Here is a 20,427-nt window from a genome sequence, read left to right on the forward strand (position 1 = left end):
CTGGAATTACTTGCGGCACCGTGCTTTTTTCATTCACGCGGGTCGCGCATGAAAAGAACGAAAAAGTCGGATTGGATTTTCAAAATAACCTTCTATGCCCCTCCATTTCAGAACACTTTAAATATTAATACATCGTCATTTTTTTTATGACTCGTACATTTGCCCGCAGCCTCTCACGAAAAAAGATCATGAGCAATGACGGTAAGCTTGTCGGCACGCTCAAGAACATCAGGGTCGATTTTGATTCGGGGCAGGTCCTCGATCTGATCATCCACCCGGACCAGTCCTTTGTAACCGATGGATATGACCTTGAAGATGGTAACCTGCTGGTTGTTCCCTTTGAGTCGGTAAAAGACATCAAGGATTATATCGTCGTCGACCGTTACCTTGCCCGAAGGTAAGACCTATACTTTTTTACGGCTTGTACAAAGCCCTTTCCGTATCCATCTTCCATCACGTCAGATGCCGCCGCTTTTGTCGCGGGGTGGGCATTTGCGAGGGTCACGCCCCGGCCGGCTGCCGCAAGCATGCCGGCGTCGTTGATTCCGTCGCCGATGGCAAAAAAGTTCTTTGGGGAAAGACCCATGTCGCGTGCGAGAGCGATAAGAGCGGTTCCCTTGCTGATACCTTCTGACTGGAGGTGAATCGCATACCCGGTGTCGATCACCTGCACCGGCTTGTCGGCAAGTATCTGCTGGACCTCTTCAACCGGCACGGTCCGGGCAAATGCAAGGTCTGCATACCGGTACGTGGGGTTATAGAGCTCCAGCTCGATCCCGTTCTTCCGGTAATGGGCCTGCACGATCTCCAGGGCCGTACGGCAGACTCCCTGATCTCCGGTGATATGGAGGGTGCCGGTATAGCCGATCCGGTACACCCCCCCGTTCTCTGCGATGAACGTCCCTTTGGTACCTGCCATTTTAGAGAGGGCGTCCATAAAGCAGGCAGTATTCCCGCTCGCAAGGACAACCTCGATGCCATCGTCAGTGAGCGACCGTATACACTCGATCGCCCCGGTGTCGATCCTGCGGGTGGCATCTGTTATTGTTCCGTCAACATCTGTCAACAGCGCTTTTAACACGGCTTGAGTCCTGCCTCTTCAACCATGAATGGTGCTTCGCCCTCGGGGAGGTTGGGACTGTCCACGAGACGGGCGATACGCTTACCGGCCTTGCTCTTCCGCAGGTAGATACGGAAGGTTGCCGTGTGGCCCACGATGTTGCCCCCGATGGGTTTTGTCGGATCGCCGAAGAACACGGCCGGGTTGGACATGACCTGGTTTGTCACGAGGCCGACCGCGTTGTGCTCGTCGATGAGCTTGAAGAGATCGTGCATGTGCCGGTTGAGTTTCTGCTGCCGTGCGGCAAGCGTTCCCCGGCCGGCGTACTCGGACCGGAAGTGGGCGGTGAGCGAATCGATGATAAAGAGCTTCACCGGCTTCTTGCCTGACTTGAGCTCGGTTGCAAGGTCCCGGGAGTTCTCCACGAGAAGCATCTGGTGGTCGGACGTGTGCGCCCGGGCGATATGGATATTGTCCAGGAACTCCTGGGTGTCCGGGATGTCATCGATACCAAGACCCTTGACCATCTGCTCGATACGCTCGGGACGGAACGTGTTCTCGGTATCGATATAGATCACGCTGCCGTTAAGGCCGCCCTGCTCTTCGGGGAGCTGGACGTTGACGGCCATCTGGTGGACGATCTGGCTCTTACCGGAACCAAACTCACCGTACATCTCGGTAATTGCCTGGGTTTCCATGCCACCTCCGAGAAGTGCGTCGAGTTCCGGGACCCTGAAGGACAACTTCCTGATATCCTTTCTCTGCTCGAAGATATCTTTCCCGGTCTTGAAACCGCCGATATCTGCGGATTCGCGGGCCGCCTTGATGATCTTCTTTGCCGTGGACTCCGAGATCTCTGTGATCTCCGAGAGTTCGGCCGGTGCAGCGGTTGCGATGCTCTCAACGGATAGGTAGCCTGCTTCGCGTAGCTTGTCGGCAGTAGTTGGTCCGACGCCGGGTAAATCTTCAATATCCAACGCTTTGTCAGCCATTTCTAGTACATCTCCTATGGCATAACAACATTTTAACCCCACCCATATAACCCGGGGCCATGCGGGGGGTGAAAGTGATTTATGGTGGGGAGGAGGTATCCAGCCGTTGGAAAAGAGCGGCAAGGCGGCCTGCCACCTCTTCCGGGTTTTTCTCGGCCGGTTCTGCTGTATCCGGAATGATTCGGCTTCCCGAAAGCACCCCTGTAATCCTCATCTCTGACCCGGCCGGGAACTCTCCGTCAATAAGGTACCGTTCAATTCCATTGTCGATAAACATGCACCCGTTGCCGGGAATCATCGTCCCGGTAAAGGTGATCGCCAGTTTTTCTTCGTGTGGGACCCGGAAGATACTGCCCCGGCCCACGCCGAGTTCGATGCCCCCGAACCTGCCGGGTTTTGCCGCCGCATGGTAGATCTCGACGCGATCACCGGGATGCACTGGCACCAGTGCCTTCTCTCCCCAGAGCACGACTTTTTGATCCTCCTCCCCCTCACCGATCCGGATATTTCGTACCCACGAGACTGCCCCGGCTCGTGAGGTGAACGACCGGGGTTCCTGCACGGTCTTTACCTCGCCACAAATGGAATAATACCCGTTGTCGCTGACCGATGCGAGCGGGGCAAAGGGCACCGTGACGATGCCATCGGAAAGACATACCGTACCCGACTCGTCGATGCTGTAGCCCCGTCCCTCGGAACGCCGGTCGGGTTTTGCCCCGGTGATATGGATGACGCTCCCCGGGGGGATGTCCCGGAGCAGGTCCGGCGCCCACGCGATAAGCCGGGCGGTCCCGGTGGCATCGCCGATCACGCATTCCTGCATCTCACCGGTCGTCCTGTCCCGATGTGTAAACGTGCGGGGCGCATCCGCACCGATCAGGATCACGTCGAGATCGACCGGGTCCGTGGACAGCCCCGACCCGTTCCCGGCTGCAGTCGCGGTGCAGGCGATCTCGCAGGTAGCCTTCCGCAGGGCAAGCGCGTAAATCTCGCGCATATTCTTTCCCGGGTGTCTCCCGATGATTTCCAGCACGTCGCCAAGGGCAATCTCAAGGACGGCACCTGCCTTCTCGTCCCAGAGCACGATCCTGGTGGTCCCGGTCTCGTCACCCACGAGAAGGGTCGCTACCCAGCCCTTCTCCCCGTCTTTCCGGGTAAATTCCTTTGGGTCGGTCTTGTCAACGACCTTCGCAAAAAAACAAAATAGACTGGATTTTCCCGAGAGCTCTCGGACCTTGACATGCTGCCGTCCGAGCGCCCCGACGACGAGCATCGCGGCGGTCGGCTCGTCGAGGAGATCCCCGCATTCCTCGATCTTCTCATCCACGCGCCGTTCGAACTCTTCCTGCGATATCAGGTCGTCGACCAGTGCGTAGTGGAAGAGTACCACGAAAACCTCCCGGTGTTACCGCTGCCAGGGTGGCCGCACCATGGTGCCGGTCAGGTCAGAAAGGGTCTCGCTGCGCCGCATGAGCGCCGCATCTTTCCCGTGGATCAGCACTTCGGGGCAGCGGGGCCGGCCGTTGTACTGCGAGGACATCGCGTATCCGTATGCCCCGGTGTCAAGAACCGCGATCAGGTCGCCTGCCGTAAGTTCCGGCAGCTTCCGGTCGGGAGCAAGGATATCCCCGGTCTCGCAGATAGGCCCGGTTACCGTATACTCGGTGGTGAGGAGTGCATCCGCACGGTTTGCCACGATCACCTCGTGGTAGGAATCGTACATTGCGGGCCGGATGAGCAGATTAAATCCTGCATCAACATTCGCGAACCTTTTATGGGCCGTCTTCGTTGAGTTGACCCGGGTGAGGAGCACGGTCGAGTCCGCGACAAGGAACCGACCCGGCTCGATCCAGAGTTCAGGGGATATCCCCGCCGCTGTGATCCCCGCAAGGAAGACCGGCATGACCGCGTTTGCGTAGTCCTCCGGTGTCGGCGCCGGGTCGGTGTCGTGGTGGTACGGAATGCCAAGGCCGCCGCCGAGGTCGAGGAATTCGAGTTTCACGCCCGTTTCGGAGAGTTCCTTTGCGATCCTGACCATGACCTCGGCGGCCTTTGCAAACGGCCCGACCTCGAGGATCTGCGACCCGATATGGCAGTGGATCCCGATCGGTTTTACGTTCTTGCAGGCAAGCGCCTCGCTGTACGCGGCCGCGATCTGCTCGTGGGGGATCCCGAACTTGCTCGTGGCAAGACCGGTGGCGATCTTCGGGTGGGTCGGGACTTCGAGCGCCGGGTTGACCCGGAATGAGATCGCTGCAACTTTCCCGGCATCACGGGCCACCGCATCGAGCTGGTGGAGCTCGTCAAGGGAATCGACAGACACTTTCACGCCATGCTGCACGGCGAGGGCAAGGTCGGCTTTTGTCTTTGAACTGCCGTTAAAGAGCAGTTTCTTTGCCGGCATGCCGGCTTCGAGCGCGAGCGCAAGTTCGCCGCTGGAAAAGACATCGGCCCCGGCGCCGAGCTTCGCAAGCCCCCTCATCACGGCAAGGTTGCCGTTTGCTTTTGCCGCAAAAAGCACCTGCACCCTGTCGTACCGGGCAGAGAGGGCTTTTTTGTAGTCCTGAAAGTGCTCGCAGATCCGGTCCTCGCTTGTGACGTAGAGCGGCGTACCGTATTTCCCGGCAAGAGACACGCAGTCGTGGCCGCCGATGTGGAGGTGCCCGTTCTTTATCGTGAGGTGCGGGGGGAGTTTCATAAGGAAAGCCTCCGCATACGTTCGATTGCCTCCTTGATCCGTTCTACCGGCCGGGTGATGGCAAACCGCACGTATCCCTCTCCCGCAGAGCCAAAGCCGACGCCCGGTGTCACGACAATGCCTGCCTCGTTTAAGAGTTTTGCCGCAAAGGACATGCAGTCTTTGACCGGCATCCAGACATAGAATGTGGCCTTCGGTGACGGCATGTCAAAGCCGAGATCGCGGAGCCCCGAAACCAGCACGTCCCGGCGCTCCTGGTAGATGGCGCAGGCCTCTTTTACGCAATCCTGCGGGCCCGAGAGCGCAGCGATCGCGGCATACTGGACGGCGTTAAAGACCCCGGAGTCGACGTTCGTCTTGACCCGGCCAAGACCGGCGAGGATCTCCTGATTTCCCACCGCCATGCCGATCCGCCAGCCGGTCATGTTGTAGGTCTTTGAAAGCGAGTGCATCTCGACTCCTACCTCCATCGCCCCTTTTGCCTCTAAAAACGACGGGGCGCGGTAGCCGTCGAACGCAACCTCCGAGTAAGGGTTGTCCGAGACCACGACGATGTGGTGGTCGGCGGCAAAATCCACGACCTCGCGGTAAAAAGAGAGCGGGGCAATGGCTGCCGTGGGATTATTGGGGTAGTTGATGAACATGATCTTTGCAGAGCGGATGACCTTCTCTGGTATTGCATCGAGGACCGGGAGGAAGTTGTTCTCCACAAGGAGCGGCATCTCGTGGACTTTTCCTTCGGCAAACAGGGTGCCGGTCGAATACCCGGGATAGCCGGGGCTCGGGGCGAACACGTAGTCGCCGGGGTTCACAAACGCCTCTCCGATATGGGTGATCCCGTCCTTTGACCCCATCAGGGCAAGGGTCTCCCTGGATGCATCGAGCGTGACGCCGAATCGCTTGTGGTACCATCCGGCAACGGCTTCCCGGTAGGCCGGCATCCCGGCATACGAGGGGTAATGGTGGTTCGCCGGGTTATGTGCGGCCGAGCAGAGCGCATCAATGATGTGCGGAGGGGTGGGGAGATCCGGGTCGCCTACGCCCAGATCGATGATATCAACACCTTTTTTCTGCTGTTCTGCTTTCATCTCGTCAATCCGTGCAAAAAGATACGGCGGGAGATTGCTCATGCGTGTTGAGTACATAGGTAGTACACATTCGTGCCCCGGCCACTAGTAATTAACGATCTGGCAGGGATGACTAAAACATCCTGTCAGGAAGATATGCTTAATATCGGACGGGCGCGAACCAGTGACATAAAGCATGCATATGTCATCTGGCAGGAGAAAACCGGTATGGCAACAGATATCGTGGTAATCCTCTGCACGGCGGCACCAGCCGAAGCGTCATCGATGGCGCAGGCATTGGTTGAACAGCGGATTGCCGCATGCGTCAATATCGTTCCCGTGCAGTCGACCTACCGGTGGAAAGGCGAGCTCTGCAACGATCCTGAACACTTGATGATCGTAAAGACCACGCGAGATGGTGCAGACCGGGCGGTCGCAGCTATCCAATCGATGCACAGCGCCGCAGTCCCGGAGATCATCGTGCTGCCGGTGATCGCAGGCCACGCCCCTTATCTCGACTGGGTGCGGCAGGAGACCGGCGGGAGCCCCTGATCCCTCTCAAAGGCTGCCGTACCTGTGCGGGATACACAGGGTTATTGCCCCGGGCTCGCAAACAGGAGAACTATACAAAAACGGATGCAGGTCATGGAACCAGATACTATCGCACAACCCCCGAAAACGGCGCTCCTTGTTCTGGGGTGCCCGCAGGTGCCGGTGCAGACCAGTATCGCACTGTACCTCGTCAGCCGGCTCAAATCCGCTGGCATAACACCGGTGATCGCCGGCAACAAGGCGGCAAATACCCTGCTTGTGGTTGCCGATCCCGACCGGCACTACCTGGGCGAGATAACTGATCTCGACCGGGCCGTCGCCCAGATCACCGAGAAGAAACGGGACTTCGACCAGTGTTTTGTCTTTATCCACAACGATGCAGGGATCAGTTATGCTGCAACGATGGGCGTAATATCGAAAGCGACACTGTATGTCCTTGTATATGGGGAGCACCAGGAGGATATTGTGCAGCAGATCACCTTCCCCTGCATAAAGATGGCGGCAAAGGCCGTGCACAACCCTCTCCCCTTAAAAAAAGTGATCGATGAGGTGGCACCATGGGCTGCGTAGAAGCGCTCAATTACGAGATCCTGATACGGGGCGCTTCCTTCAAGGAGTGCCGGGAATATATCCGGAGCCACTTCCCCGAATCGATCGATGTTGAACCGGGGTTCAAGATCTTCGATGTTCACACCATCGGCGTTCCCCCGATCGCCGTGGGTATTGACGGGGATTTCGTTATCTTCCCGTACACCAAGCCCTGTCATGGGACATTCCTGCTGCGGGTACAGGATGCCGAAGAAGCCGCACGGCTGCGGGTGCTGAAAAAAGGCAGGTAATACTGATCCAAACATATCCGGTAGCAGATTCCCGTGGTATGCGATCCCGTCATTTCTGGTAAAAACCTGCCTGAAGGGAAAATATATAGTACGTATGGGTGAAGTATAACACAACAGGGATCGGCTATGGCAGGGAAAGGAAAAATTCTCCTGGTGGATGATGAGGATATTATCCTCGACGTGTCCCGGGAGGTGCTCCGGTTCCTTGGGTATGATGCTGTTTTTGCAAAAGAGGGTGCGTCAGCAATAGAGATATACCGGCAGGAAAAGGAAGTAGGCCGGCCGTTTGATCTGGTTATCATCGATCTTACCATACCTGAGGGAATGGGTGGCCGGGAAACCATAGAAAAACTCCGCAGCTACGATCCCTCAGTGAAGGCGGTGGTTTCGAGCGGGTACGCCAACGACCCGGTCATGCAGGACTTTGCCAGTTACGGCTTTTCCGGCAGGCTAGCCAAACCCTACCGGATCAACGAGATGAAAACGCTCCTTGAGGATATGATCCGGAAGAACTGACGTTTTGTTTATGCGCCCTCTATCCCCGGGGCCGCCACTATCCCAACCTATTTACCGTTTCCGAAAACATCAGAGATGTGAGGAAACCGCGTATGAAGGAAGTATCCGTGCTCGTGGGGGGCAGGGCCGGCGACGGGATCAATAATGCCGGGGCGATGGTTGCACAGCTGCTCAACCATCTTGGTTATTTTGTCTATATCTCTATCGATTACCCGTCCCTGATCCGCGGGGGACACAATTTTGCCCTGGTACGTGCCGCTGATAAACCCGTCGGAGCGTACAACAACCGGATCGACTATCTTGTCGCGCTCAACCAGGAAACGCTTGACCTGCACATCCCGCACTGCCCGGACTGCACCGTGGTGGCAAACGCAGATCTGGCAAAATCCATACCAAGCGGTCAGACTATCTCCATAAATGCCATCCTTAAAGCAGAATCCGCCCCGCCCATCACCGGCAATTCCGCGATGATCGGCGCCTTTGCAAAAGTGGCAGGCATACCTTGGGAGATCGTTCTGGAAGTATTCAGCCGGCATATGCCAAAGGCCGCAGACGAGAACCTTCGGGTTGCCCGGCGGGCGTACGATGAATGCCACACCACCCGCCAGGTACCAGCGCTGTCAGGTCCGCCACACAGCCTGCTCACGGGGAATGAAGTGATCGGGTGTGGCCTTGTCGCCGGCGGCCTGACGCACTATATCTCATACCCGATGACGCCGTCCTCGTCCCTGCTCCACTTTCTTGCCGGGAATGCAGAGCGGCTCGGAATAACGGTCATCCACCCGGAGAACGAGATCGCGGTGATCCTGATGGGCCTTGGCAGCGCTGTAGCCGGGGCGAGAACCGCAGTCGGTACTTCGGGAGGCGGGTTCTGCCTCATGACCGAAGGGCTCTCGTTTGCCGGTATGGCGGAGATCCCGGTCGTGATCGTGGTCTCCCAGAGAACCGGGCCTTCGACCGGTCTTCCCACATACACCGGCCAGGCGGAACTTCAGTTCGTGCTGCACGCCGGGCAGGGAGAGTTCCCCCGGCTGGTCTTGGCGCCTGCCGACGCCGGCGAGGCGTACCGCTGGTCGGCGGCCGCAATGTATCTTGCCTGGAAATACCAGATCCCGGCATTTGTGCTCTCCGACAAGACCTTGTCCGAAGGTACCTACAGCGTCGATTACGATACTCTTGCCGAGCTGCCGGTGGCTGATCCCGTGCTCTGGGACGGGCAGGATCCCTACCTGAGGTACCAGGACACCCCAGCCGGTATATCCCCACTTGCATTCCCGGGCAGGAAGGATGCGATCGTGAAAGTGAACAGCTATGCGCACGATGAGGACGGGTACACGACAGAGGAGGCGGCGCTGGTTACCCTGATGACCGAAAAACGCAGGAAAAAGGAAGTGAAACTCAAAGAGGAGATGGACCGGTACCCGTGTGTCAGCGTAAGGGGGAAGGCAGATGCTTCAACCGCCCTCCTCTGTTGGGGCTCGGTTCGGAATGCCTGCGATGAAGTGGCAACACGGCTGGGCCTGCGGGTGATCCAGCCGGTTGTGCTCTCTCCCTTCCCGGATCAGCAGTTTTCTGCTGCATGCCAGGGGGTGCAGCACCTGATCGCGGTCGAGGAAAATGCCAACGGGCAGCTCGCTGCACTTGTCCATGAGCATGGCGGGCGGGTCGATGTTACCGTGCTCAAATACGATGGCCGCCCGTTCACCCCCGATGAGCTGTTCCTGCGGGTGCAGGAGGCGATCGCCCCATGACCCGGAATCTGATCACCCCGGCGCAGAACACCTGGTGTCCCGGCTGCGGCAACTTTGCGATCCAGCACACGCTCAAGGACATCCTTGCCGGCCTTGAAAAAGAGGGCCGGTCTCTTGACGACGTGGTGATGGTCACCGGTATCGGCTGCCATGCAAAGATTGCTGATTACCTCAATATCAACAGCGTCTACACGCTCCACGGGCGGACGATCCCGGTAGCAACGGGGATCAAACTTGCAAACCCGAAACTTACGGTCATCTGCTGTGCGGGCGACGGGGACGCATACGCGGAAGGTCTCGACCACCTGATCTTTGCGGCAAAGAGGAACATTGATCTCACCATGATCGTCCACAACAACCGGGTCTACGGGCTCACCACCGGGCAGTACACCCCCACATCGCCGCTGGGGTTTAAGGGAAAATCCACGCCGGCAGGAACCACTGAGTACCCCTTCAACCCGCTGGAACTGATGCTTGCTAGCGGTGCCACGTATATCGCACGCGGCTACACGCGAAAGATGCCGCAGCTTGCGCAGCTGATCCGGCAGGGTATCGCCCACAAGGGTTTTGCCTTTATTGATGTCCTCCAGATCTGCGCGAGTTTCTTTAACATGACCGAGTACTACCAGTCCCGGGTGTACGACCTCGATGGCCATGATACCGCTGATTTTGAAAAAGCGTGCGCAAAATCGCGGGAATGGGACTACAACCTGGATGCGCCCATCGCGCTCGGCGTGTTCTTTGAGCGGGCACTTCCCACCTTTGATGATCGGTATCCGTCCCGGGATATGTCCGTCGGGGAACGTACGCGCCGGATCCGAGACCTTTTTGAGGCTGCGAGGTGACGATTATCCCTGCACAGTACCGGCCGGATCCCCTGTGGAGGGGATCCGGTGAACGGTAACTGGGGAGAGGAACAAGCATATGAACGAACCCGGGGTTAACGGCGCTGATATATCCCTGCCGGGTGCAGGGAGATCTGCCGGTGTGACCCTTCTTCTGATTCCCCTTCTGATCGTCATCATCTGGCTGCTGGAGAATTACCTGCTTGCTGGGAACACCCGCCTCTTCTGGCAGGCAAGTGCCATTGGTCTTGTGCTCTTTACGGTCCTTTCCGTTATTATCGTGGGAACTCTTGTTCCAGTCATGCGTATCCGGGTCTCCTTTCTCTCGGGTGCAGTCAACATGTTCCAGATCGGTTTCCGGCCCCTGCGCCGCACGCTTATTGCCGTCAGCCTGACCACCCTTGCCGGGTTTATCGTTCTTGGCCTGTCAGTGCAGGGCCTGGACTGGTTGACCGGTGCGGCTCTCTTTATGCTCCTTCTCCCGACGGCGATTGCTGCAGTGATGATCTGCTGGGTGCTTGTCGGGACCCATGTGCAGGCATATGTCCGCTGCGGGGGGGCGGTGATCTCTGTCTTTACCGGTGTTCTGATGACGGCCCTTGTCTTTGCCATTTCCCTTTCAGTCCTGTTTGCAGGGCTGAATTTCCGTGAATTCGTTGTCGGTTTTTTTGCTGCCGGGTGCGTGGCTGCATTCTGTTTCTTTGCCGTCCGCGATGTCTGGGCAACCGTCATTGTTGTCGCGTTCAGTCTTGTGATCCTGCTCGACTCCCGCATCGATCCGGCGTACCTTGCCCGGTTCAGCCCGGTGGTTGCATTCTGTGGGATCCTTACGGTCCTTGTCCTTGCGTGTGTCCACGATTATTTTTCCCGGAATTATACGACGGTTCTGCTCCCGGGAAAATGACCGGGTTCTTCTGGTACATCCCTTTATGGACCGGGGGTGGCAAACCGGGGTAACCGTCATGCACTGAAACGGGTCGTATCCTTCCCGGCACACCGGTTCGCAGGAATATTACAGCCAAATTTTTATCAGTCTGTGAGCAGAACGCTATGTTATGTCCAGAACATCTCATTACGGACTCCTGCTGTTCCTGATCCTTATCCTCTGTGTGTTTTTTGCCGGCTGTTCAAGCCAGAACACCACTACGACAACAAAAACAGTTACTACCACCCAGGCCGGGCCGGAATACACAGCCGGCGATATCGTTACGAATACTGCATCATCGGCAACATGGCTGATCGTGTCCTATGATTCTTCCACAGATCAGTACGAGCGTGCGCTGCTCGTGAAGAATTCCGATGGAAGCTGGGGCCGGGTGACGACCACCACGGATGAATTCCCCCGTGCTGAGATGGAAAAATTATACCCCGTAAAACTCTCCCATGTGTCTGCGACATCAGTCACGGTTGCGACTCCTACCATCCCCACGACGGTGGTGACGACGCTCTCAGGAAGCGGACCGGCGATAACCGCGATATCCCCCACGAGCGGGGCAACCGGTACGAGCGCGAGCATCACGATCACCGGGACCAACTTCCAGAACGGGGCAACGGCGAGCCTTGTCCAGCCGGGACACCTCCCGGTTCAGGCCACAAGTACTTCGGTATCCTCAACTCAGATTACCGGTACGTTCGATCTGAGCAATCTGGCTGCAGGTATGACAAATGTTGAGGTAACAAACCCGGATAGTCAGTCAACCACCCTGCAGAACGCGTTTACCATCGGTGCAGCGTCCCCGGTAATCTCCAGTTTCAGTCCCACGAGCGCTGATCTTGGCGCTACGTCGGTTGCCTTTTCGATCACCGGACAGAACTTAGCCGATACATGGGCGATAACTCTGGTGTCGTCCGACGGTTCACAGCAGGTTCCCTGCGCAAGCCTGTCCACACCCACGTCAACGGGCGTCACCTGCGTTCTTTCAATTCCTGATTCGATAACAACCGGTGCGTATACAGTCAAGGTTATGACGTCTGATGATACGTCAGGTACTTCGACATCGACCTTTGCCATCAACAATGCAACATCATAATTTTTTCCTGATACCTCCACGAATTTCCTGCGTGCAGTTCCGGTGATGGCATGGATCTCCTCCTCTTCTCTGTTTTTGTCCTCGCCATCACCGGGATTGTGATCGGATTCGCCTCCGGTTTTTTCGGGGTCGGGGGCGGTTTTCTCATGGTCCCGGTACAGTACTGGCTGCTTACCTCATTCGGGTTTGACCCGACGCTGTCGCTTCGGGTCGCTTTCGGGACCAGCCTTGCGGTGATACTGCCAACTGCGCTCTCCAGCACCTGGGGCCATCACTGCCGGCACTGTGTGCTGCTGCGGCCCTTAGCGCTGATGGTCGTTCCCGGGATCCTCGGGGGTTTTGCCGGCGCGGCAATTGCCACCCACGCACCCGGCCGGCTTATGGCCTGTCTCTTCGGGGTGCTGCTTGTCCTCGCCGCGTTACGGATGTTTTTTTCCCGCAACCACTCAAGTGAAGAGCACATCCCGGAAAGCATGTGGATATACCTGCCCTGGGGTTTTGCCTTCGGTCTGGTCTCGGGCCTGTTTGGTATCGGCGGCGGCGTTGTGATGGTTCCGGTGATGACAACCGTCCTTGGCATTCCTCTTATCAGGGCCATCGGCACCTCAACGGCGTTCATGCTCTTCTCCTCCGCGAGCGGTGTTGTTACCTATACTATCAGCGGCCTTGACGTAGCCGGCCTGCCCCCGTATTCGTTCGGGTATGTCAATGTCGCATACTGGTGCATCCTTGTGGCAGCAAGTGTTCCTTTTGCCCAGGTAGGTGTCCGTGCAGCCCACACCATTCACCCGGAGAAGACCCAACTGCTCTTTGTACTCCTCATGATCGGGGTGGGGCTCCACATGATCGTTACCGGCGGGTGAACGAAGAAATCACGAGTATACTGTTGAGCCCTTCCTTTTGTGTTGCGTTCTTTCATGAAAACCAGTGGATAATTAAAATATTTGATTGATTTGACAAGTTTTATATTCCGGTTAAAAATAGTGTACCTCACACTATGAAAAGCGAACATCATACCGGCAGACTTATTATGTCCCTTGTGGCATGTCTCATCCCCGGCTATGTCACGCTCTATCTCTTCACCACATCTATCCCGAAATGGTACTCCGGCCTGAAGAAACCCGGCTTCGTTCCTCCGGATTTTATTGTCTTTTACGCGATCATTCTCATATTTTGTCTTCTGGGCCTCGCACTGTATACTATCTGGAATGCCGGTCTGTCGAATCGTGAAGTACGGACTGCCCTCCGGCTCTTCATACTCTTCATGGTTCTGTATTTCTTCTGGTTTGTTGCATTCTTCTACTTCCAGGCGGTTTTTTTTGCACTTATCGTCATGGTGATGGTCATCGCTGTGATGATCTGCATGATTGTACAGGTCCTGTGGTCTGCGGTGGTTTCTGCGGTATTTCTTGTCCCGTGCCTCATCATGATGCTGATCTTCTGCTTTGCCAACCTGCAGATAGTGCTGATGAACCCCGGTCTTCCTATCTGGGGGAGTGTCATCTAGATACAGCAGGGCGAACCTTTTTTGGGCACTATCGAAACGATTATTCCCTGCGCTATGCCACACTCTACCAGCCTTAAACAGGAGTGATTTTTACGGATCCATACGTGTGTACCATCTGCGGGCATGTTTACAATCCCGAAAAAGGTGAATCGTTGCAGGACATCAGGCCCGGTATTGCATTTGCCGAACGGTCTGGAGACTGGGCCTGCCCTGTCGGTTTTGCGCCAAAGGATCAGTTTAAAAAAGAGGAGTGAAAACTGGTTGTTATGGTCTCCCGCGAACTCGTCTCTGGTGTATTTTCTGTCGGGGCATTCGATTTTGACCGGCGGATATTTGATGAACTAATCCCGCTCCCGGAAGGGACAAGTTACAACTCATATCTCATCCGGGGCAGCACAAAGACGGCTCTCATCGATACCGTCGACCCGGCAAAAGAGTATGACCTCATCTCAAACCTGGTACGTCTGGGTGTTGAACACCTCGATTATATCGTGATCAACCATGCCGAACAGGACCATGCCGGCACGCTCCCGATGATCCTGGAGTTCTACCCGGATGCCCGGGTGGTCACGAATGCAAAGTGCCGGGATCTACTTGTTGCCCTGCTGCACCTCCCGCTGGAGTGTTTTACGGTAATCGCAGACGGGGAGACCCTGTCGCTCGGGGACCGGACGCTCCAGTTTTTCATCACACCGTGGACACACTGGCCCGAGACCCAGATCACCTGGCTTGTCGAGGACAAGATCCTTTTCCCCTGCGACCTATTTGGGTTCCATGCAGCCACAAGCGAACTGTTTATTACCGACGAAGCGTGGGCATACCGGTCGGCAAAACGGTACTATGCGGAGATCATGATGCCGTTCCGGGGGAGCATCAAAGGTTACGTGGAGAAAGTCCGGGCGCTCTCCCCGGCGATGATCGCACCCAGCCACGGCCCGGTCAACAAAAACCCGAAGTTTATCCTTGACGCGTACGCGGACTGGACGTCGGATACGGTGAAAAATGAGGTCGTCATTCCGTACGTCTCGATGCACGGGAGTACTGCAAAGATGGTAGAGCACCTCACCGGGGCGCTCATTGCCCGGGGGATCGTGGTCAGGCCCTTTAATCTCACCAGGACTGATATCGGGGACCTCGCGTTTGCCCTTGTCGATGCGGCGACTGTTGTGATCGCAACCCCGACTGTCCTCTTCGGGCCTCATCCGACCGTTGTCTCCGCGACGTATCTGGCAAACGCGCTCCGGCCCAAGACCCGGTTTGCATCCGTGATAGGATCCTACGGGTGGGGCGGAAAGAGTGCCGAGACCATCACAAAGATGCTCGACCATGTCAAGGTCGAGCTGATCCCGCCGGTTATGGTACTGGGCGAGCCAGATGAGGCGACGATGCAGGCTCTCGACCGGCTGGCAGACGAAATCTTAATGAAGCATAAAGAGATTAACATCGTGTAAGGAAAGGAGCAGCTATGACAAAACTCTTCGAGGTTTACAAGTGCAGTGTCTGCGGGAACACCGTGATGGTTGTCGGTGCATCCGGTGGCACGATGGTATGCTGTGGCCAGCCGATGGTACTCCAGCAGGAAAAGACCGCGGACCAGGGGAAAGAGAAGCATGTGCCGGTCATCGAGAAGACTGCAGCGGGAATCCTCGTGAAAGTCGGTTCCGTGCCCCACCCGATGGAGGAGAAACACTACATCCAGTGGATCGAGGTCCATTCCGGGGACAATTCCTATATCAGGTGGCTCCGGCCCGGTGAGAAGGCAGAAGCTGAGTTCCCGATCAGCGACATAACTGTGAAAGCACGATCGTTCTGCAATGTCCACGGCCTCTGGACCAACAAGGCATAATACTCCCTGACCGGATCATTTTTTTTTGGTATTTTTCCTGAGGCAAACGCTCATAGAGCACCAGCGACAAACCTCCTAGTGATGCGCCGGCTTCTCTATCTCTCCACGATTGCCGCCGACCTCGGGGATATCTTCTTTTTTATTTCCCCTCTCACTGCCGTCCCGCTGATTGTGACGGTGCTTTTTTCTGAATGGAATATGTTCCTGCCCATGGCTGTCGTGCCGGTCATCTGTTTTATCCTGGGATGGGCGTTAAAACGTCTGCCGAGAAATGAGCGGGAGAACCGGCTCTCGACTGCGCTCTGTTCTGTTGCCCTCTTCTGGTTTGCCTGCGCTATAGTCTGCGGCCTCCCGTTCATGCTTGGCCTCCACATGAGTTTTACTGATGCTGTCTTCGAAGGGATGGCAGGATGGACCGGTACCGCGTTTACCATGATGCAGTCCCTTGACATGGCACCCTATACCCTGCTCTTCTGGCGCTCCTTCATGCAGTGGATCGGGGGTATCGGGATCATCGCATTTGTCATAGCGCTTGCAGGCAGCACCGGGCTTTTCCAGGGAAAACTCTACCGGACCGAGAGCAGGGAGGAACCTCTCATGCCCAGTATTGTCTCGACAGGACGGGCGATCTGGAAGATCTACGGGCTTCTTACGTTTATTGCGATCGGGCTCATCCTTTTTACCGGTCTCTCCCTCTGGGACTCAGTCAACCTTGCGCTCACCACCATCTCCACGGGCGGTTTTACCATACATAATGGCGGCATCCTGTTCTATCACAATATCATGCTCGAACTGCTGCTCATCCCGCTCATGATTGCAGGAGCGCTTCCGTTTCGCCTGTACTACCTGATTGCGGAGAACCGGCGCTGGAGTTTCTTTGGTGACGAGCAGGTCAAGCTCTTCTTTGTACTCGTGGCTGTCGGGACTGCGGTACTGACCTATGACCTGGTCTACTTCGGGAATGCGGATATTGTCTCTGCCCTTGAACAGGGGCTGTTCATGACTGTGTCTGCCCTGACGACGACCGGGTTCCAGATCGTGGATCTCCAGACCTGGGAGAGTGTGACGCTCCTTTTTCTTTTAATGCTTGTATTTGTCGGGGGGGCTGCCGGCAGTTCTTCCGGGGGGATCAAGTTAAACCGGGTGGTTCTCGGGGTCCGTGCGCTTATCTGGTGGTTCCGCCGGCTCTTTGTGAGCGGCAAAGTGTTGATCCCCTTCAGGAACGAAGGGCGTGTCATCCCGCGTGCCACCGCCGAACTGGAGACCGCAAAAACGATGCTTGTGATTATCCTCTCGGTCATTATTATATTCGTGGCCACGATCATCGTGATGCAGTTCCACCTGACCACGTACCCGATCACCGATGTTCTCTTTGATATCACGTCCGCCTTTTCCACCTGCGGCATCACATCGGGATACGTCTCTCCTGATATGCCGCTTGTTTCGAAATGGGTCTTTATAGTGGTCATGTGGCTGGGCCGGCTCGAAGTGATCCCGGTAGTGGTACTGTTTATGGCACTGTTCCGGGGTTCCGACTAAAAAAGCCGCAAACACAAATGTACTTTTCTTAATTTCGGGAAATCTAATATAAACTCCCGCCCTATAGTACGGTGATGAAACAGATCGCCCTGTACGGGAAAGGCGGTATCGGGAAGTCCACGACGTCGGCAAATCTCTCCGCTGCACTTTCTCTTGCAGGGTACGATATCCTCCAGATCGGGTGCGATCCCAAGCGCGACAGCACACGTATGCTGATGGCAGGAAGGCTGATCCCCACGGTTATGGATCAGGTTCGCGAGCGGGGTGCTACCGGAGTCACACCCGCCGATGTGGTCTATATTGGTTTCAACGGGGTGCGCTGCGTGGAGGCCGGGGGGCCGGAGCCCGGTGTCGGCTGTGCAGGCCGGGGGATCATTGCCACATTCCAGCTGCTGGAGAAGTTCGGAACGCTCACCGGAGATGTGATTGTCTATGATGTACTGGGCGATGTGGTCTGCGGGGGATTTGCTATGCCGATGCGGGAGGGGTATGCGCAGGAAGTCTATCTCGTGACCTCGGGAGAACTCATGTCCCTGTACGCGGCAAACAACATCTGCAAGGCGATAGAACGGCTGAGTGTCCGCCCGAAGAGCCGGTGCCGGCTTGCCGGGGTGATCTGCAATGCCAAGAACCAGCCAAAAGAGGAGGAACTGGTGGCAGAATTTGCCCGCCGAGTCAACAGTCATCTCGTCCAGTTCATCCCAAGAGATCGCGTCGTGCAGCTGGCCGAGCTGAACCGCAAGACGGTGATCGAGTATGAACCTGCCTCTGCCCAGGCACAGCGGTACCGGGATCTGGCCACCCGTATCATGGAGAACACCCGGATGACCATCCCCACCCCGCTTGAGATCGATGAACTTGAGGCCCTTGCCATCGAATTTATGTAGGTCTGCCGGCTGCACTCTCACGGGAGCGCTCTCGGTGACTACCCATGTCTGCGACGCGATAACGGTGGTGCACGGCCCTCAAGGGTGTACGCATCACAACTTTTCCCTCCTGCATGCGACGAGCCTCAACAACGACCAGGTCTCCCTCCCCCCGCTCGTCTCGACCGGGCTTTCGGAGACCGACGTGATCTTTGGCGTCGAAGGGGCGCTCGACCGGACGCTTGATACAGTGATCGCACGCGATCCCGGGGCGATATTCGTGCTCTCGACCTGCATCGTGGATATGATCGGTGACGATGTCGGGATGGTCTGCGGCACGAAAGCCGGGATACCGGTCATTGTGGTGCCGACCGCCGGCTTCCTTGGTGGATCGTTCCAGACCGGGGTCAATAATGCGCTTATCGCCCTTGCCGGCATGGCAGGACCCGCCCGTGGGAACGGCAGGGTGAATATTATCGGCGAGAAGAATCTCGAATATGAGGTTGATGAAAACTTCGCCGAGGTCTCCCGGCTTCTCGCACTCCTTGGTCTGTCTGTGAATATCCGGTTCGTGCGTGATCTTGCCACCGACCGGATTGCATCACTCGCGGCGGCACGGCTCAACGTGCTCCGCGATCCATCTCTCATACCCGTGGGGGAATTCTTACAGGAGCGCTTTGGAACGCCCTACGTACCTGCCTATCCGGTCGGGCTCTCCGGCACCATCGGGTTCCTCGAATCCGTGGCCGACGCCTGCGGTATCGACTGCCATCGTGCGATGGAAGAGGAACGTGCGCTCCGGCAGGAGACGCTCAACGATTTCGCTGACCTTGCAGGAGCCGGGGTCTCTTTTTCTCCCCACCCCCCGGATCCTGAAGGGAACCGGGCAGCGCAGGATCTCGCGCAGGCGCTCCGGCTTGAGGTCACAACATCCGGCCGTCCGGTACCGTTTCCGGTGACACCGCCGATCGGTATCACGGGCGTCCGTCGGCTGCTTCACCGTTGGAGGAGGGCGCTTCATGCCCGAATGCGAGACCCCGCTCTGGCCCTGCGCCATGACCGGCGCTGCGGCATGCCTTGCGGGTTTCGAGGGCATTTCTGTCGTCATCCACGGTTCAAGCGGGTGTTATTATTATCCTGCAACCCTGCTCCATGCCCCGCTGCACGGGACATTTATTCTCGAAAACGAGGTGGTTTTCGGGTCCGGGGACCGGCTTCGTGAAGTGATCGGCGATCTTTCCGGCCGGGGTGGGCGGATCTCGGTCATCACGACGTGTGTCCCGTCAGTGCTCGGTGAGGACATAAAAGCGATGCTTGACGGGACCGATGTCATCCTTGTCGACAGCCCCGGGTTTGCCGGGGAACTGGAGACCGGGTACCGGGCAGCCCTTGCCGCGCTTGCCCCGGCAGTCGACTCTGAACGACGGGGAGTCAATATCGACGGGGTATCTCTCTCGGACCCGTTTTACGAGGGAAACGTGCAGGAGGTCTCCCGTCTGCTGCACCGTGCCGGTATTCCCGTGGGAACGGTGTTCTGCCGGGACTGGTACGAGATGGCGGGGCATGCAGCGCCGCTGACAATCGGGACAAATAACGATTTCTCCTCGGGTGTAGGGACGTATCTTGGCGGGACGCTCGGGATCCCGGCGCTCCGCGCCACCTTTGAGAGACTTGCCACAACCTATGAAGGTGCAGACGTGGACCCGGTCCGTGTGGAACTTGACCGGCAGGAGGAACGGGTGACCCATGCCTGCGACAAGTACCTCCGCCGCTATGACCCCCCCGGGGTTGCAATCTTTGCCGGCACCGCGTATGCTCTCTTTGCCGCTGATACCCTCGGGCGATATCTCGATGCAGAGATCCTCGCTGTCGGGACCCGGAACGACCCCCCAACGCCGCCCGCCACGCAGTACCCGGTTGAAAAACTGACGGGACTTGAACAGGTCGCCCGGAAGATCGCCGAAGTCTCACCGGACCTTGTGATAGGGTCGTCGTTTGAACGATCGGTGTGCGGCGACCATACGTTCGTGGGTATCATCCCCCCCCTCCGCGGGAGGGTCAGGCTTGCCCGTCCCCCGCTTGCGGGCACCGGCGGCACACTCCATTTTGTCGAGGAGGTCCTGAATGCCTGCATGGACAAAAAGGCGTAATGCAGAGTACAAGCTCCCCGGAATGGGAATTCCGCCCCAAAAAACGCCAGACTCCGTTTTATTTCACTTTCACCCCGCGCACGGCCCCGGTTTATATGCTGCCCCGTAAAGATGCACTACTACGACAGAAGGTGGTCGTGTATGATGCAGAAAGCAGGTTATATCCAGC

22 protein-coding genes and 1 pseudogene are annotated in these 20,427 nt (G+C 57.1%); 18 read left to right on the top strand and 5 right to left on the bottom strand.

Annotated elements, in window-relative coordinates:
• Positions 1 to 146: 146 nt before the first annotated feature.
• Positions 147 to 401 (top strand): PRC-barrel domain-containing protein, encoded by a 255-nt coding sequence (locus WCE46_RS10065; protein ID WP_424733580.1) that lies wholly within the window; start codon positions 147 to 149, stop codon positions 399 to 401.
• Here the strand turns inward: WCE46_RS10065 and WCE46_RS10070 are convergent.
• From WCE46_RS10070 to WCE46_RS10090, 5 genes are all read right to left on the bottom strand, one after another.
• Entirely contained in the window at positions 383 to 1,081 is a 699-nt protein-coding gene (locus WCE46_RS10070; protein ID WP_424733581.1) for a phosphoglycolate phosphatase, read from the bottom strand. The genes WCE46_RS10065 and WCE46_RS10070 overlap by 19 nt on opposite strands.
• Positions 1,075 to 2,052, bottom strand: a complete 978-nt coding sequence (gene radA, locus WCE46_RS10075) for a DNA repair and recombination protein RadA (protein ID WP_424733582.1) — start codon at positions 2,050 to 2,052, stop codon at positions 1,075 to 1,077. Before radA ends, WCE46_RS10070 begins: the two co-directional genes overlap by 7 nt.
• A 79-nt stretch (positions 2,053 to 2,131) precedes the next feature.
• Complete coding sequence (locus WCE46_RS10080) at positions 2,132 to 3,442, bottom strand: nucleic acid-binding protein (protein WP_424733583.1); 1,311 nt, start codon at positions 3,440 to 3,442, stop codon at positions 2,132 to 2,134.
• A 15-nt stretch (positions 3,443 to 3,457) separates the two neighbouring features.
• Complete coding sequence (gene lysA / locus WCE46_RS10085; protein ID WP_424733584.1) at positions 3,458 to 4,750, bottom strand: diaminopimelate decarboxylase; 1,293 nt, start codon at positions 4,748 to 4,750, stop codon at positions 3,458 to 3,460.
• Positions 4,747 to 5,895 (bottom strand): LL-diaminopimelate aminotransferase, encoded by a 1,149-nt coding sequence (locus tag WCE46_RS10090; RefSeq protein WP_424733586.1) that lies wholly within the window; start codon positions 5,893 to 5,895, stop codon positions 4,747 to 4,749. The genes lysA and WCE46_RS10090 overlap by 4 nt, the downstream gene beginning before the upstream one ends.
• 150 nt (positions 5,896 to 6,045) lie before the next feature.
• Between WCE46_RS10090 and cutA the strand changes: the two genes are divergently transcribed.
• The 17 genes and pseudogenes from cutA (at position 6,046) to WCE46_RS10175 (ending at position 20,258) form a co-directional block, all read left to right on the top strand.
• The gene (gene cutA / locus WCE46_RS10095) at positions 6,046 to 6,369 is read left to right on the top strand and encodes a divalent-cation tolerance protein CutA (protein WP_424733587.1); all 324 of its coding nucleotides are present in this window, start codon (positions 6,046 to 6,048) and stop codon (positions 6,367 to 6,369) included.
• A 93-nt stretch (positions 6,370 to 6,462) separates the two neighbouring features.
• Positions 6,463 to 6,939 (top strand): DUF1890 domain-containing protein, encoded by a 477-nt coding sequence (locus WCE46_RS10100; protein ID WP_424733588.1) that lies wholly within the window; start codon positions 6,463 to 6,465, stop codon positions 6,937 to 6,939.
• Complete coding sequence (locus WCE46_RS10105; protein ID WP_424733589.1) at positions 6,927 to 7,208, top strand: DUF1894 domain-containing protein; 282 nt, start codon at positions 6,927 to 6,929, stop codon at positions 7,206 to 7,208. The genes WCE46_RS10100 and WCE46_RS10105 overlap by 13 nt, the downstream gene beginning before the upstream one ends.
• Positions 7,209 to 7,334: 126 nt before the next feature.
• Positions 7,335 to 7,724 (top strand): response regulator, encoded by a 390-nt coding sequence (locus tag WCE46_RS10110; RefSeq protein WP_424733590.1) that lies wholly within the window; start codon positions 7,335 to 7,337, stop codon positions 7,722 to 7,724.
• A 92-nt stretch (positions 7,725 to 7,816) separates the two neighbouring features.
• Positions 7,817 to 9,475 (top strand): 2-oxoacid:acceptor oxidoreductase subunit alpha, encoded by a 1,659-nt coding sequence (locus WCE46_RS10115; RefSeq protein ID WP_424733591.1) that lies wholly within the window; start codon positions 7,817 to 7,819, stop codon positions 9,473 to 9,475.
• The gene (locus WCE46_RS10120; RefSeq protein WP_424733592.1) at positions 9,472 to 10,320 is read left to right on the top strand and encodes a thiamine pyrophosphate-dependent enzyme; all 849 of its coding nucleotides are present in this window, start codon (positions 9,472 to 9,474) and stop codon (positions 10,318 to 10,320) included. Before WCE46_RS10115 ends, WCE46_RS10120 begins: the two co-directional genes overlap by 4 nt.
• Before the next feature lie 79 nt (positions 10,321 to 10,399).
• Complete coding sequence (locus WCE46_RS10125) at positions 10,400 to 11,224, top strand: hypothetical protein (protein ID WP_424733593.1); 825 nt, start codon at positions 10,400 to 10,402, stop codon at positions 11,222 to 11,224.
• Between the two features lie 151 nt (positions 11,225 to 11,375).
• Positions 11,376 to 12,350: an IPT/TIG domain-containing protein gene (locus WCE46_RS10130; protein ID WP_424733594.1), complete on the top strand. Its 975-nt coding sequence runs from the start codon at positions 11,376 to 11,378 to the stop codon at positions 12,348 to 12,350.
• Positions 12,351 to 12,400: 50 nt separating this feature from the next.
• Positions 12,401 to 13,213, top strand: coding sequence for a sulfite exporter TauE/SafE family protein (locus WCE46_RS10135; protein WP_424733595.1), 813 nt, complete (start codon positions 12,401 to 12,403; stop codon positions 13,211 to 13,213).
• Positions 13,214 to 13,347: 134 nt separating this feature from the next.
• Entirely contained in the window at positions 13,348 to 13,857 is a 510-nt protein-coding gene (locus WCE46_RS10140; protein ID WP_424733596.1) for a TspO/MBR family protein, read from the top strand.
• A 104-nt stretch (positions 13,858 to 13,961) separates the two neighbouring features.
• Complete coding sequence (locus WCE46_RS10145; RefSeq protein WP_424733597.1) at positions 13,962 to 14,111, top strand: rubredoxin; 150 nt, start codon at positions 13,962 to 13,964, stop codon at positions 14,109 to 14,111.
• 12 nt (positions 14,112 to 14,123) lie between these two features.
• On the top strand, positions 14,124 to 15,308 hold the full coding sequence (locus tag WCE46_RS10150) for an FprA family A-type flavoprotein (RefSeq protein ID WP_424733598.1): 1,185 nt from the start codon (positions 14,124 to 14,126) through the stop codon (positions 15,306 to 15,308).
• A gap of 14 nt (positions 15,309 to 15,322) precedes the next feature.
• Positions 15,323 to 15,703 (top strand): desulfoferrodoxin, encoded by a 381-nt coding sequence (locus WCE46_RS10155; RefSeq protein WP_424733599.1) that lies wholly within the window; start codon positions 15,323 to 15,325, stop codon positions 15,701 to 15,703.
• Between the two features lie 81 nt (positions 15,704 to 15,784).
• Complete coding sequence (locus tag WCE46_RS10160; protein WP_424733600.1) at positions 15,785 to 17,242, top strand: TrkH family potassium uptake protein; 1,458 nt, start codon at positions 15,785 to 15,787, stop codon at positions 17,240 to 17,242.
• Positions 17,243 to 17,316: 74 nt separating this feature from the next.
• Positions 17,317 to 18,129: a Ni-sirohydrochlorin a,c-diamide reductive cyclase ATP-dependent reductase subunit gene (gene cfbC, locus WCE46_RS10165; RefSeq protein WP_424733601.1), complete on the top strand. Its 813-nt coding sequence runs from the start codon at positions 17,317 to 17,319 to the stop codon at positions 18,127 to 18,129.
• Positions 18,095 to 18,916, top strand: a pseudogene (locus WCE46_RS10170) (nitrogenase component 1); the annotation flags it as partial. The gene cfbC and the pseudogene WCE46_RS10170, both read left to right, overlap by 35 nt.
• 247 nt (positions 18,917 to 19,163) lie before the next feature.
• Positions 19,164 to 20,258: a nitrogenase component 1 gene (locus tag WCE46_RS10175; protein ID WP_424733602.1), complete on the top strand. Its 1,095-nt coding sequence runs from the start codon at positions 19,164 to 19,166 to the stop codon at positions 20,256 to 20,258.
• The last annotated feature ends 169 nt before the right edge of the window (positions 20,259 to 20,427 follow it).

Origin of the sequence: Methanoregula sp., assembly GCF_049690535.1 — an archaeon.
Taxonomy (GTDB): domain Archaea; phylum Halobacteriota; class Methanomicrobia; order Methanomicrobiales; family Methanospirillaceae; genus Methanoregula.